This window comes from Methylobacterium currus (assembly GCF_003058325.1).
Taxonomy (GTDB): Bacteria; Pseudomonadota; Alphaproteobacteria; order Rhizobiales; family Beijerinckiaceae; genus Methylobacterium; species Methylobacterium currus.
The window spans coordinates 4,919,586-4,933,658 of the sequence record NZ_CP028843.1 but is presented as its reverse complement, the minus strand read 5'-3'; the positions used below and the strand labels follow the sequence as shown (position 1 = coordinate 4,933,658).

General features: G+C 70.1%; 12 protein-coding genes. 2 read left to right on the top strand and 10 right to left on the bottom strand.

The features are described from left to right. Nucleotides 1-395 precede the first annotated feature (395 nt). Nucleotides 396-1,454 carry an ABC transporter substrate-binding protein gene (locus DA075_RS22870; RefSeq protein WP_099955178.1) on the bottom strand — a complete coding sequence of 353 codons (1,059 nt, stop codon included), beginning with the start codon at nt 1,452-1,454 and terminating at the stop codon, nt 396-398. Between the two features lie 170 nt (nt 1,455-1,624). Between DA075_RS22870 and DA075_RS22865 the strand changes: the two genes are divergently transcribed. Both DA075_RS22865 and DA075_RS22860 read left to right on the top strand, forming a co-directional pair. Continuing rightward, nucleotides 1,625-2,287, top strand: a complete 663-nt coding sequence (locus tag DA075_RS22865; protein WP_099955177.1) for a response regulator — start codon at nt 1,625-1,627, stop codon at nt 2,285-2,287. Continuing rightward, nucleotides 2,284-3,711 (top strand): sensor histidine kinase, encoded by a 1,428-nt coding sequence (locus DA075_RS22860; RefSeq protein ID WP_099955176.1) that lies wholly within the window; start codon nt 2,284-2,286, stop codon nt 3,709-3,711. Before DA075_RS22865 ends, DA075_RS22860 begins: the two co-directional genes overlap by 4 nt. A gap of 233 nt (nt 3,712-3,944) precedes the next feature. On the opposite strand, the gene DA075_RS22855 is transcribed toward DA075_RS22860, so the two are convergent. From DA075_RS22855 to ctaD, 9 genes are all read right to left on the bottom strand, one after another. Further along, nucleotides 3,945-4,994, bottom strand: coding sequence for a hypothetical protein (locus DA075_RS22855; protein ID WP_420813074.1), 1,050 nt, complete (start codon nt 4,992-4,994; stop codon nt 3,945-3,947). 21 nt (nt 4,995-5,015) lie between these two features. After that, nucleotides 5,016-8,009 (bottom strand): penicillin-binding protein 1A, encoded by a 2,994-nt coding sequence (locus DA075_RS22850; RefSeq protein WP_099955175.1) that lies wholly within the window; start codon nt 8,007-8,009, stop codon nt 5,016-5,018. 93 nt (nt 8,010-8,102) lie between these two features. Beyond that, on the bottom strand, nt 8,103-8,906 hold the full coding sequence (locus DA075_RS22845) for an SURF1 family protein (RefSeq protein WP_099955174.1): 804 nt from the start codon (nt 8,904-8,906) through the stop codon (nt 8,103-8,105). Further along, nucleotides 8,903-9,271, bottom strand: coding sequence for a DUF983 domain-containing protein (locus DA075_RS22840; RefSeq protein ID WP_099955173.1), 369 nt, complete (start codon nt 9,269-9,271; stop codon nt 8,903-8,905). Before DA075_RS22840 ends, DA075_RS22845 begins: the two co-directional genes overlap by 4 nt. A gap of 200 nt (nt 9,272-9,471) precedes the next feature. Beyond that, the gene (locus DA075_RS22835) at nt 9,472-10,332 is read right to left on the bottom strand and encodes a cytochrome c oxidase subunit 3 (RefSeq protein WP_099955172.1); all 861 of its coding nucleotides are present in this window, start codon (nt 10,330-10,332) and stop codon (nt 9,472-9,474) included. A gap of 158 nt (nt 10,333-10,490) precedes the next feature. Then, on the bottom strand, nt 10,491-11,111 hold the full coding sequence (locus tag DA075_RS22830) for a cytochrome c oxidase assembly protein (RefSeq protein WP_099955171.1): 621 nt from the start codon (nt 11,109-11,111) through the stop codon (nt 10,491-10,493). A 22-nt stretch (nt 11,112-11,133) separates the two neighbouring features. After that, entirely contained in the window at nt 11,134-11,289 is a 156-nt protein-coding gene (locus tag DA075_RS36735; RefSeq protein ID WP_164712460.1) for a hypothetical protein, read from the bottom strand. A 28-nt stretch (nt 11,290-11,317) separates the two neighbouring features. Further along, on the bottom strand, nt 11,318-12,268 hold the full coding sequence (locus tag DA075_RS22825) for a heme o synthase (RefSeq protein ID WP_099955170.1): 951 nt from the start codon (nt 12,266-12,268) through the stop codon (nt 11,318-11,320). A 120-nt stretch (nt 12,269-12,388) separates the two neighbouring features. After that, nucleotides 12,389-14,017 carry a cytochrome c oxidase subunit I gene (gene ctaD, locus DA075_RS22820; protein ID WP_099955169.1) on the bottom strand — a complete coding sequence of 543 codons (1,629 nt, stop codon included), beginning with the start codon at nt 14,015-14,017 and terminating at the stop codon, nt 12,389-12,391. Nucleotides 14,018-14,073: the final 56 nt, after the last annotated feature.

Below are 14,073 nucleotides of genomic sequence, written 5' to 3'. Positions count from 1 at the left end.
ACTTGGCGAAGTCTGCGGTCCCTAAGGCCATCGCGGTATCCTCCCAGATGATGTTCTTGCTGAGTGATGATTTTGCCGGCGCAGCCCGCGATCGGCGCGGATGGTCCGGTGAGCGTCGTGTCGCCGAGGTGAGGGGCGCCGGTCCCGTGGACCGCCCGCCATCCGCGTCGGGGGAGGCCCGCAACGAGGAGCCGTCCGCGGGAACGTCCGCTTGCGGTCGGGCCGCGATGCGGCGGGGCGAGCCGGAAGAAATCTGCCGATCGCAGCCGGATCGCGCCTTACGGGATGCCCGTGGCCTGCATCGTTCCCTCCAGGATTCGTTGGTCGTTGCGCTAGCGGGCGAACCTGTCAGGAACCTGTCACGGATCCGGGCTCCTGGATCGTCCCGTCCGGTCTCACCGCCCTTCGATGGCCCGCCGCCATTGGCGCAGGGTGCGGGTGCGCTTGATCTGGTCGAGGGAGGTCAGGAGTTCCGGCCCGACCGGGATCGGGCGCAAGGCGGTGGAGCGGCTCGCGGGATCGTCGGGGGCGCGGGCCTCGGCCCGCACGGGCGTGACCGAGCGGGCGGCGAGCAGCGCCTGGCCTTCCCGGGAGAGAAGGTAATCCAGGAAGAGCCGGGCCGCCGCCTTGTGCCGGGCCGCCTTCGGGATGAAGGCGATGCGCGAGGTGACGAGCGTGTAGTCGCCAGGCAGCACCACCCCGAGGGCCGGGTCCTGCTTGGCCCGCTCGAGCGCGTAGGAGCCGAGCACGTCGTAGGCGACCAGCGTCTCGCCGGCGGAGACGCGGTCGAGCATCGTGGCGGTCGCGGTGTAGAGCTTCGCGCCGACCTGGCCCAGCGCCCGGACCACGTCCCAGGTCCGAGGCGTCACGTCGAGGTTCTGGGTGAGGAACAGGAAGCCGACGCCGCTGCGCTCGGGGTCGTAGGTCGCGACCTTGCCCTGCCATGCCTCGGGATGCCGGGTCAGGGCAGCGAGGAACTCGGCATGGCTGCGCGGCACCCGCGCCTCCGGCAGCAATCTGCGATTGTACGCGAGGGCGACGGGCTCGGCGGTGATGCCGTAGGCCTCGTTGCGCCATACCGCCCAGGCCGGCCATCCGCCCGTCTCCGGCGAGACGTGGCGCTCGGCATAGCCGTCGTTCACGAGCTTGATCTGGAGATCCATGGCCGAGCTCCAGAGGATGTCCGCTGTGCCCCCGCCCGACGCGGCCTCGGCCAGGAACTCGTCGTAGAGCCGCGACGAGGTCATCTTGGCGTAGGAGATCGCAACACCTGGAAAGCGCCGCCGGAAGCCCGCGAGCAGGGCGGAGGCCTCCGCCTCGTCGGTCGTCGCGCGGACCACGACCATGCCCTCCCGCCCCGCCTCGCCCTCGATCGGCGCGACGGGCTCGATCTGCGCCAGCGCGGGGCCGAGGAGGAGGGCGAGGCCCAGGAGGCTGGCCGCCAGCGTCTTCACGGTCCCAAACCCCTTCGTGCCCCAAGGTTTCCGGTTGCCCGCGGCTCGCGTCGCGGCGAGGATCGCAGGCTACAGGCTCGGCCGGCGAATCCAAGCTCGCGGAGGTGTCGGCCGCGGCGGCCGGCATGCGCCCGCTCGCGAGGAGCTTGGCTGGAAGAGGGGCGGGCGGGATGCGGGTGCTCGTCGTGGAGGATGACGCGGCTCTGGCCCGGGGCCTCGTGGCGTCGCTCCGGATCGCCGGGTTCGCGGTCGATCACGAGCCGGACGGCGCGGTCGCGGCCCGGGTCGCCCTGTCGGAGCCCTACAGCCTGATCGTCCTCGATATCGGCCTGCCGGGCCTGTCCGGCTTCGAGGTGCTGCGGCGCATCCGGGCGGCGAGCGCCGTCCCGGTGCTGATCCTCACGGCCCGCGACGCCATGACCGATCGGGTGCAGGGGCTCGATCTCGGGGCCGACGACTACCTGGCGAAGCCCTTCGCGCTGCCGGAGTTCGAGGCGCGGGTGCGGGCACTGATCCGGCGCGGCCAGGGACTGCGCAGTCCCGTCCTGCAATGCGGGGCGCTCGTCCTCGACCGCTCGTCGGGGACCGTCACCCTCGACGGCGCGGTCCTGCCCCTGCGGCGCCGGGAACTCGCCGTGCTGGGCGTGCTGATGGCGAAGGCCGGGCAGGTTGTGCCCAAGGAGCGGCTGTCCGGCGAGGTGTTCGGGTTCGACGATGCGGTGGCGCCGAACGCCCTCGAGCTCTACGTCGCGCGCCTGCGCAAGAAGCTGCAGCCGAACGGGCCGGAGATCCGCACGATCCGCGGCCTCGGCTACCTCCTCGACGCCCGATGAGCCGCCGCCCGCCTTCCTTGCGGCGCGGGCTGCTGCTGCGGATGTTCCTGCCCGCCGCTTCCCTGGCCCTGGTGCTGGGCCTCGGCGGCGCCCTCGTCATCCGGGACGTGGTCGAGACGACGCATGACCGCCTCCTCGACGGCTCGGTCCTCGCCATCGCCGAGCGCGTGGCGCTGGACGAGGACAACGAGGTGACGGTGGACCTGCCGCGGGTGGCGCTGGGCATGCTGGAGAGCCAGTCGCAGGACCGGGTCTATTACAGCGTCAGCTATCGGGACCAGCTCGTCACGGGCTACCGCGACCTGCCCCGCCCCGATGGCGAGGTGGAGCCCGGCCCCACCCGGCACCGGGACGCCGTGATGCGGGGCGCGCCCGTGCGGATCGCCGCGCGGGCGCGGCCGGTCTATGGCAAGCCCGGCGCGGTGCTGGTGCAGGTGGCGGAGACCCGGGACGCGCGCCGGAGCCTGGAATGGCGGCTCCTCGCCGGGCTCTTCCTGCTCGAAACGGTCCTCCTGGCCCTCGTCGGGGTCCTGACCTGGTACGGGATCGGCCGCGGCCTCTCACCCCTCGACCGGCTGAGCGCCGAGATCGCGGGTCGCGCCGCTCCCGGCGCGGTGAGCCTGAAGCCCCTCGACGCCTCGCAGGTGCCGGTGGAGGCCCGGGCGCCGGTGCTCGCCTTCAACACCCTGCTCGGGCGCCTCGACGCGGCGATGGGGGCTGTGCGCCGCTTCACCGGCGACGCGTCGCACCAGATGCGCACGCCGCTCGCCGTCCTGCGCATGCATGTTGATCTCGCCCGCCGCCACGGCGCCGGCGTGAGCCCCGAGGGCCGTGCCGCCCTCGACGACATCGAGGGTGCGGCGCGCCGCCTGGAGCATCTGCTCGCGCAGCTCCTGGCGCTCGCCCGCGCCGACGAGGATCCGGGCGCGATCACCCTGACGGAACTCGATCTCGCCGGGCTCGCCGCGACGGTGCTGGCCGACCACGTCCCGCGGGCGCTCGCTGCCGGCGTCGAGGTCGAGTACGAGGGGCCGGACGGGCCCGTGATGGTGATGGGGCACCCGACCCTGATGGGCGAGATCCTGGGCAACGTCATCGACAACGCGATCCGCTACGCCAGACCCGGCGCCCGGGTGGTGGTGCGGGTCGCGGACGGGGCCGAGGGTGCCTTTGCCGAGATCGAGGATGACGGACCGGGCATCGCGCCGGAGCACCGTGAGAAGGTCTTTTCGCGGTTCTACCGGATCGCCCGGAGCGGCGGACCGGAGGGCAGCGGGTTGGGTCTTGCCGTCGTCCGGGCCCTCGCCGACCGGATCGGCGCCGCCGTGACGCTTCATGACGGTGAGCGGGGCGGGCCGGGACTGCGGGTCAGGATCGGGTTTCCGGTGGCGCCGGTGCGATCAGCCGATTCTCACGAAAGCTGACGCATCGCCGTCCGCCTGATCCGATCGAATAATACCGCCGCGCCTTCGAACGGACTCGTTCGAAGGCGCTGGCTAAGCCCGAATGGGCGCCGGCGCTGATGCGCCGGACGCTTTCGCATCGACGTGTCGATGCGACAGCGCGATGGTATAAAGGTCAAGCGCGCCCCCCCTCTCCCATACGGGAGAGGGGGGGCGCGCTCTATTTCAACGAGGTCGATCAGGTCGAGGGTGGATCACTCCTTCGCCAACGCGTCCGCGAAGGCTGCGATGCGGTTGCGGGCGTAGGTCGGCAGGCCGGCGCTGATCGAGGTGCCGGTGTTGAAGGAGGAATTGCCCATCAGCACCTGGGCCGGCAGCAGGTTGCGCAGCACCGGCACGCGCTCGTACTCCTTCTTGCGGTCGAGCACGTCGGCCTTGATGCCGAGCGTCATGTAGGCGGTGACCACCGTCTTGTTCGGGTCGCTCCCCACCGGCTGCATCACCGCCAGGAACTTGCCGAAGCGCAGGATCTGGTTGACCCAGAAGATGTTCTGCTCCATCGCGCCGGCCACCGGCGCCTCGATCCTGGTGAGCTGCACGAGCTGTCCCGCCTCGTCGGGCGGCAGCACCCTGAGTTCGCTCTGGAACGAGACGAACTCGGCGATCTTCTTGCCGCCGTCCTCGAGCTTGTTGGCCAGCTTCACCCCGAGCGGCAGCTTACCCTCCAGGTCGTAGCGCGACTCGATGCAGGTGGTGTCGGGCGCTTCGCACCACGGCCGGTCGGGACGGCGGGCGAAGGCGGCGGCCGGGTCCTTGGTCGGGGTGGCGTCCGCGGGGCTCAGGGCCTTGTGCTTGATCGCCGGGTCCATCCGCGACAGGAACGGGATCGTGGCGAAGCGCTTCAGGTCGATGCGGTCGGCGCTGCGCGGCACGATGAACCGCGCCTCGGCGACGTAGACCTTCAGCACCTCGTGCCGGGGCTTCGCGACGCCGTTCACCGTCTGGACGTAATCCGGCTCGGCATAGGCCGGATGGGGGGCGAGCAGCGCCTTCTGCGCCGGGCTGCGCTTGCCCCACTCGGTGAAGGGCACGAGGCCGCTCTCCGGGCTCGCCGGGTTGTCGCGGTGATCGGTGAACGCGATGGTGTTCGGCGCGATGGTCGCCGGGTCGAGGCCCGTCACCGCCGGCACGTCCTTGGTGCGGTACTCGGCGAGCGCCGGGGAAGCCGCAAGCGTCGAGGCCGCGAACGCTGCGGCGAGCACGAGCGGAACGAGGCGCGGGCGCGCCGTCAGGCTGTCAGGCACGGGAAATGTCCTGTCTGGGGGTCAGTAAGTCGGGTCGTCGCCGAACGGGTAGTCGGGGTCGCGCCGGCGCGGCCGGCGGATGCCTTCGTCGTCGTCGCCGAAGGGCGAGCGGCTGCGCGCCCCGGGCCAGTACGGCTCGGGCGGCGGCACCGGCTGGGCCCGGCGGGCATAGGGGCGTGGCTCGGGCCGGCCGAACAGGGAGCCGAACGGATCGTAGCGGTCGGAATCCGGGGCCTCGTCGGGCATCCGGCCCGGATTCTCGCCCGGGAGACCGCCCTCCAGCGCGTCGCCGTCCTGCTCGCTGTCGGGCCGCATCGCGTAGATCTGCTCCTGCGGCACCAGGCGGAAGCGGGTCTCGGCGAGGCGCCCGTCCACCGAGAGGCGGAAATGCTCCATGAAGCCGCCGCCGGCGACCCGGCTGCCAGAGCGCAGGTCGATCGGCTCGTCGGCGATCAGGCGCTTCGCCTCGGGGCTCGGGCCGGCAAGCGGAGACTTTGCCACCCCGTTGGCCCAGGCGGCCTGAAGCACCTGGGAGAAGATCGGCACCGAGAGATGGCCGCCGGTCTGGCCGCGGCCGAGCGTGCGGCGCTTGCCGTCGGCATTGTCGTAGCCGACCCAGGCCACGATGGTGATCTCGTTGGTGAAGCCGGCGAACCAGGCGTCGTTCTCGTCCTCGGAGGTGCCGGTCTTGCCGGCGACGTAGGGCGAGAACCGGGCGAGCGCGGCGGCGGTGCCGCGCTGGGTCACGCCCTGGAGCAGGCTCTTCAGCTGGTAGAACGCCACCCGGTCGGCCGAGCCGATGCGGGCCATCGGCCGGTCGGCGTGCTGGTAGAGCACCTTGTCGCCCTGCACCACGCTCTCCAGGCCGTAGGGCGAGGGCCGCTCGCCCTCGTTGGCGACGGCGGCGTAGAAGGTCGCGAGGTCGATCATCCGCACCGGCTGGGCGCCGAGCACGAAGGGATAGTAGCGCTCGCACTCGGCGTAGAGCTGGGCTTCGAGGGCGATGTCGCAGACCTTCTGGAGGCTCGCCGGCGCCTTCTCGGCGATGCCGCCGCGCAGGAGCTGGGCGGTGACCAGGTTCTTCGAGTGCTCCAGGCCGCGGCGCAGGGTGGTGGGACCGGAGCCGCCGCCCTCGTAGTTCTTCGGCGACCAGGAATCGCCCACCCCGCCGATCGGCGGCAGGGTGACCCGGGCATCCATCACCAGGGTGTTGGGTTGCAGGCCGGCATTGAGCGCGGCGAGGTAGGTGAGGGGTTTCAGGGTCGAGCCGGGCTGGCGCACGCTCTGCGTCACCCGGTTGAGCTGGCTCAAGGGATAGGAGAAACCGCCCGTCATGGCGAGGATGCGCCCGGTGCGGTTTTCCATCACCAGCACCGCGCCCTGGACCTGCGGACGGATGCGCAGGTCCGCCCGGGGCGCGCCCTTGCCCTCCCACAGCTTCACCCGCACCACGTCGAACGGAGCGAGCCGCCCGCGGGCGGAGCCCGGGTTGAGGCTCGCGACCCGCCCGTCGGCGAGGCCGACCCGCGCGCCGCCCTGGCCGCCGGTGGAGAGCACCACGGCCGCCGGCCAGTGCACGTCGTAGAGCGGGAGGCGCGCGGTCTCCAGGGCCCGCTGCCAGGCCGGCTTCGGGCCGGCGGGCTTCGCCGCCTTGGGCGGCTTCTGCCCCTTCTTCCCCCTGGGCGCTGGCTCGGGCGACGGAGCGGGGACCGGCTCGGGCGCGGGCGCGGCGGCCTCGATCCTGCGCACGGCGTCGGCGAGGTTCGCTTCGGGCCCCTCGAAACGGGCGCGGCCGGTCGAGGCCTCGTAGCGCGACAGGCTTTCCTGAAGGATGCCCTCGGTCGCCGCCTGGAGGCCCGCATTGAGGGTCGAGCGCACCGTATAGGCGCCGGCGGTCAGTGATTCGAGGCCCGCCAGCGTGCGCGCCTCGCGGGTGAGATGGTCGACGAAGTGGAAGCCGGCATCCTGGCGCAGGCGCTCCAGCGGCGCGAGGCCGAGCGGCGCGGCAAGCGCGGCATTCATCTCGGCCTCGGTGATCGTGCCCTCCTCCTTCATGCGGGTGAGGACATAGGCGCGGCGCTCCCGCGCCCGGTCGGGGTAGCGGTCGGGATTGTAGAAGTTCGGGCCCTTCGGCATGCCGCCGAGCAGCGCGGCCTCGGCAACAGTCAGATCACGGACGGACTTCCCGAAATAGCTGCGCGCCGCCATCTCGACGCCGTAGGCGCCGCGGCCGAGATAGATCCCGTTGAGGTAGAGGCCGAGGATCTCGGGCTTCGTCATCACCCGCTCGGCTCGGGCCGCGACGATCATCTCGCGGATCTTGCGCTCGTAGGTGACGTCGTCGCCGACCGAGAGGTTCTTCACCACCTGCTGGGTGATGGTCGAGCCGCCCTGCGGCCGGCCCGGCGAGGCGAGATTGCCGATGAAGGCGCGGATCACCCCGCGCTCGTCGATGCCGTGATGGGCGAGGAAGCGCTTGTCCTCCGCGGCGATGAAGGCCTTCTGGACGAGGGGCGGGATCTCGCCGATCGGCACCGCGACGCGGCGCCCGTTCGGCTCGAAGGTCTCGGAGAACCGGCCGCCGCGCCCGTCGAGGATCGTGGTCGCGCCGGGCAGCCGCAGGGTCTTGAGGGCGTTGGCATCCGGCAGGTCGGTGACCGCCTTGTTGTAGAACTCGATCACGGCGCGCGCCTCGAAGGGCGAGTTCGCCGGGTTCTCGCCCTTGCAGAACTGCTTGTAGCTCGTATTGAGCTCACCGATGTCGAGGCCGTGCAGGAGCTTCGACTCGCCGGCGACGGCTTTCGGATCCTCCATCGCAGTCGAGATCAGGTCATCGAGGTTGATGTCCTCGATGTCGAAGGCCTTGCGCATATGGGCGCAGCCGTCGCGCAGGAGCTGAACCACCGCCGGCCCGTCCCTGTCCGGATCGAACTGCGTCCGGATCGCGTCGGGACGGGTGGTGACCTGGCTCAGCGTCAGGGCCGTGGCAAACAGCTTGATGAGGATCGCGTTCATCGATGACCAAGGGCCGGGACGAAGCCTGCGGCAGGAGGCGCCCGGCGGCCTGAACCGGACATGGACGGACCCGACATCGACAACGCGGCTGTTTTAAGGACGCGGCGGGGAGGCCGGTGACGGTGCGGCACTCTCCACCGCCTCACCCCGCAGGCGGCGCAGCGCGAAGGCCGTGAACACCCCGACGAGGCAGAGCGCGAGGCCGAACCACGTGAAGGCGTATTGCAGGTGGTTGTTCGGCAGGTCGACCCGGAGCTGCCCGCCCTTCGGCCAGCCGCCGGGATTGGGCGTCGCGTCGGCCTCGATCAGGTAGGGGGCGACATTCGTCAGGCCTTTCGCCGCCGCGATGCCCGGAACGTCGCGGTTGAACCACTCGCCGGTCTGCGGGTTCGGTGCCGGTACGAACAGGCCCCGCGCCTCGCTCTGGCGCAGCATGCCGGTCACGGTGGTCTCGCCCTCGACCTGGGCCGCGGCGCGGCGGGCCGGATCCTTGAGTTCCGTCGGCACGAAGCCGCGATTGACGAGCAAGATCCGGCCGTCGTCGAGGCGCAACGGCGTCACGACGTAGTAGCCCTGGAGCGCCCGGCCCGGCGTATCGCCCGGCGCGAGGCCGTGGACCAGCGTCTCCTTGTCGTTGAGCAGGCGGCCGGTGGCGCGCACCCGCTCGAACTCGTCTCTCGCCGGATCGAAGCCGTCGAAGGCGGGCAGCGGCGCCGGCGGCTCGATGCGCGAGCGGGCGACGATCCGGTCGATCAGCGCCTCCTTCCAGGCCTTGCGCTCGAGCTGCCAGACCCCGAGTCCGATCAGGATGCCTAAGCAGACCAGGCTCGCGAGGGCAGGGGCGACGAGGTCCCGCAGGGCCGCGCGCCGCTCCGCTGCCCGGGCCGGTGCCGTCACCGGAAACGCCCCTGCGCGGCCTTGTTGGAATATTGCAGGGCCGCCATCATGCCCTTGAGCGGGCGGACCAGGATCAGGCTCAAGCCGATCGAGAGCGGCACCCAGAGCGCGGCGTGGACCCACATCGGCGGCTCGTAGGTGAACTCGACCCACATCGCCAGCGCCACCACCACGATGCCGACGATCGACATCACGAAGAAGGCCGGGCCGTCGGCCGAATCGATGAAGCGGAAATCGAGCCCGCAGACCTCGCAGGACGGGCGGAAGCTGAGGAAGCCCTTGAACAGGTGCCCCTCGCCGCAGCGCGGGCAGCGGCCGCGCAGGCCCACGGTCGCCGGTGAGTCGACGGTGCGGTTGGTATCCACGGGCCTGCTCCTGAACGGGATGCGTGACGGCGATCTGGGGCTTCGTCGCCCCAAGAAAAAGGGCGGCTCTCGCCGCCCTCTCATGACCCTGGCGCGTGCGGCGCGGGCCCTGAACAGAGTGGCATGGCGCAACTCTGCCCAGGGTCTTGGTCTCGCATCGTTTTTGCCGCCGAACCGGTGACCGCTCCGGCGAACGATGCTTAGTGCGCGGCGGCGTGGCCGACGCCCGAGCCCCAGACGTAGATGGCGGCGAACAGGAACAGCCACACCACGTCGACGAAGTGCCAGTACCAGGCGGCGAACTCGAAGCCGAGGTGCTGCTTGGGGGTGAACTGGCCGAGATAGATCCGGTACAGGCAGACCGCGAGGAAGATCGTGCCGATCAGCACGTGGGCGCCGTGGAAGCCGGTCGCCATGAAGAAGGTGGCCGAGTAGATGCTGCCCGAGAACCCGAAATGGGCGTGGCCGTACTCGTAGGCCTGGACGCAGGAGAACAGCGCGCCGAGCGCGATGGTCAGCCACAGGCCGTACTTCACGCCCTTGCGGTCGTTGTGCAGCAGGGCGTGGTGGGCCCAGGTGATCGTGGTGCCCGAGGTGAGCAGGATCAGGGTGTTGAGCAGCGGCAGGTGCCAGGGGTCGAACGCCTCGACGCCCTTCGGCGGCCACAGGCCGCCGGTGAACTCGACCCGCGAGGCCTGGATCGGGTCGCCCGAATAGAGCGCCGCCTCGAAATAGGCCCAGAACCACGCGACGAAGAACATCACCTCGGAGGCGATGAACATCATCATGCCGTAGCGGTGCGACAGCTGCACCACCCGGGTGTGGTCGCCGGTATTGGCCTCGTGGACGACGTCCCGCCACCAGCTCAGCATGGTGTAGAGCACGCCGATGACGCCGGCGAAGAACACGTAGGGACCGACCGCGAGATTGGCGATGGTCAGGCTCTTCATCCACAGGACGGCGCCCGTCGTCATGGTGAAGCCGCTCATCGAGCCGACGAGCGGCCACGGGCTCGGATTGACGAGGTGGTAGTCGTGGTGCTTCCCGTGCGCCTCGGCCATCGTGTCGGGTCTCCTGCCTGGTCTTACGACCGGTCGCGCCCCGCGCCGGCCGTGGATCTCGTTTGACGCGGGGCGGCTCGCTCCCGGCGCCCCGGCCTTTTCGCCGCCGGCGCCTCACGGTCACGCTTTAATGCCGCCCCGGCGCGGTTGTCACCTCGTCAATTGGCCTTGGTCCCCACCGGCGTCGCGAGGGCCGCCTGCGGCTGCCCGTTCTTCGACGCGAAGTAGGTGTAGGACAAGGTCATCTCGGTGAGGTCGCGGGTGTTCGCATCGGCCTTGATGCCCGGCTCGAGGTAGAACACCACCGGGAAGTCCATGGTCTCGCCGGGCTGCAACGTCTGCTCGTTGAAGCAGAAGCACTGCACCTTGACGAAGTAGCCGCCGGTCAGCCCGGGCTGGACGTTGAAGGTGGCGATGCCGGTGCTCGGCACGGTCCCGGTATTGGTGACGCGGAAGAACACCGTCTTGGTGGCCCCCAGCTGCGCCTCGATCTGCGGCGTCTCCGCGACGAAGCGCCAGGGCAGCCCGGGCGCGACGTTGGTGTCGAAATGCACCACCATGCTACCTTGCGGGTCACCTTGGCTCGCCGGGCCGGCGGCGGCCGCGCCCCGCAGCGGCGTGCCGTCATAGCCGGTCGCCTTGCAGAACAGGTCGTAGAGCGGCACGAAGGCGAAGGCGAGCGCCGTCATCCCGACCACGATGCCGAGGCAGGCCAGCGCCGTGGAGCGGGCCCGCTTCTGCGCCTCTCTCGTCTGCGTCTCTCGGCGCGGATCTGTCATGACGGCATCGCCTCGCGGATCGTCACAGCGGCCGGTTGAGGACCTGGGGGCCGAGCTTGGCGATCGTCAGCACGTAGAAGATCAGGACCAGGGCGGCGAGCACCATCGCGATCGCGATGGAGCGCTTGCGCCGGCGCTGGATCTCTTCGGGGGTCAGTTGCTGGGGCACCGCACTCATCGCTGGATCAACCGGAGGGGAGGGGCGTTCAGCCGAAGACCGGCCGGAACAGCCCGAGGCCCTGTTCCGCCAGGAGGGCGGAGAAGAGCAGGAACAGGTAGAGGATCGAGAAGCCGAACAGGCTCATGGCCGCCTTGTTGGCCGCCTCGCCCTCGCGCCGGCGCAGCACCTGGACGCTCAGGCCCACCATGGCGAGGCCGCCGACGAGGCCGACGAGGCCGTAGATCAGGCCGCCGAAGCCGAGGAAGACCGGGGCGAGGCCGAGCGGCGCCAGCAGCACCGAATAGGCGAGGATCTGGCGGCGGGTCGAATCGGGCCCGGCGACGTTCGGCATCATCGGGATGCCGGCGCGGGCGTATTCGCCGGCCTTGACCAGGGCGAGCGCCCAGAAATGCGGCGGGGTCCAGACGAAGATGATGAGGAACAGGACCGTACCTTCGATCCCGATCGAGCCGGTGACCACCGCCTGGCCGATCATCGGCGGCAGGGCGCCGGCGGCGCCGCCGATCACGATGTTCTGCGCCGTCGAGCGCTTCAGCCACATCGAGTAGATCACGGCGTAGAACACGATGGTGAAGGCGAGCAGCCCCGCCGACAGCCAGTTCGCCGCGAGCCCGAGCACCAGCACCGAACCGACCGAGAGCGTGAGCCCGAAGGACAGGGCCTCGCCGGGCTGGATCCGCCCGGCCGGGATCGGCCGGGTCCGGGTGCGGGTCATCACCGCGTCGACGTCGGCGTCCCACCACATGTTGAGGCAGCCCGAGGCGCCGGCCCCGACCGCAATCATCAGGAGCGAGATCGCCCCGATGACCGGATTCACATGCGACGGCGTAACCGTCATCCCGACGAGGGCGGTGAAGATCACCAGCGCCATCACCCGGGGCTTCAGGAGCGCGAAGTAATCCGCGACCTCGCCGCCGGAGCTGCTCGCCTCGGCGAAGGGACGGTCGGAGATCGCGCTGTTCGACAGGGTGGTCATGCTGGATGTCGCGGCCATCGTGTGAAGGGAGTGAAGGTGTCGCGCTCCTCGCCGGAACGCCTGCTTGACGGCGCTCGGGGGAAGAGCGGGGGCCGCGTTCGGCGGCCCCCTCTCGATCGTTCAGTGGGCGTGGGACGGCTCGTCCACGATCACCGGCAGGGTCTCGTACTGGTGGAAGGGCGGGGGCGAGGACAGGGTCCACTCGAGGGTGGTGGCACCCTCGCCCCACGGGTTGTCCGCAGCCCGCTCCTTGGAGCGGAAGGCGAGCACCACGCCGATCACGAACACGACCATGCCGAGGGCGAAGATGTGGCCGCCCATGGTGGCGACGTAATGCCAGCCCGCGAAGGCCTCCGGATAGTCGGCATAGCGACGCGGCATGCCGGCCAGGCCCAGGAAGTGCATCGGGAAGAACAGCACGTTGGCGCCGATGAAGGCGAGCCAGAAGTGCAGCTTGCCGGCCCATTCGGGGATGATGCGGCCGGTCATCTTCGGGAACCAATAGTAGACACCGGCGAAGATGATGAACACCGCGCCGAGCGACAGCACGTAGTGGAAGTGCGCCACGACGTAGTAGGTGTCGTGCAGGTAGCGGTCGACGGCGGCGTTGGCCAGGATCACGCCCGTGACGCCGCCGACGGTGAACAGGAACACGAAGCCGACGGCCCAGTGCATGGCGGCGGTGAAGCGGATCGATCCGCCCCACATCGTGGCGATCCAGGAGAAGATCTTCACGCCGGTGGGGACCGCAATCACCATGGTGGCGAACACGAAGTAGGACTGGGTCTGGAGCGTGAGACCCACGGTGTACATGTGGTGGGCCCACACCACGAAGCCGACGACGCCGATCGCCACCATCGCGTAGGCCATCGCCAGGTAGCCGAAGACCGGCTTGCGGGAGAAGGTCGAGATGATGTGCGAGACGATCCCGAAGGCAGGCAGGATCATGATGTAGACTTCGGGATGGCCGAAGAACCAGAACAGGTGCTGGTACAGGATCGGGTCACCGCCGCCGGCCGGATCGAAGAAGGTCGTGCCGAAGTTGCGGTCGGTGAGCAGCATCGTGATCGCGCCGGCGAGAACCGGGAGCGACAGCAGCAGCAGGAACGCGGTCACCAGCATCGACCAGGCGAACAGCGGCATCTTGTGCAGGGTCATGCCCGGCGCGCGCATGTTCAGGATGGTGGTGATGAAGTTGATGGCGCCGAGGATCGAGCCCGCGCCCGACAGGTGCAGCGCGAAGATCGCGAAGTCGACGGCCGGGCCCGGATGGCCGGCGGTGGAGAGCGGCGGGTAGACGGTCCAGCCGGTGCCGGCGCCGACCGCGCCCGGGGCGCCCTCGACGAACAGCGAGCAGACGAGGCTCATGAAGCCCGCGACCGTCAGCCAGAACGAGATGTTGTTCATGCGCGGGAACGCCATGTCGGGCGCCCCGATCATCAGCGGCACGAACCAGTTGCCGAAGCCGCCGATGAGGGCCGGCATCACCATGAAGAACACCATGATGAGGCCGTGGCCGGTCACGAACACGTTGTAGGTCTGTGGATTGGAGAAGTACTGCAGGCCGGGGGCCTCCATCTCCATCCGGATGCCGAAGGACAGGAAGGCGCCGACGATGCCCGCCGAGAAGGCGAACAGCAGGTAGAGGGTGCCGATGTCCTTGTGGTTGGTCGAGTTGAACCAGCGCTGGAAGAACGGTGGAGTGTGGTCGTGGGCGTGGTCGTGCCCTGCCGTGACGGCTTGAGCCATGGGGTCAGCCTCTTCGAGGAATGTCTCGGTCGGTCTGTCGAAAGGGGCGGGGGGCG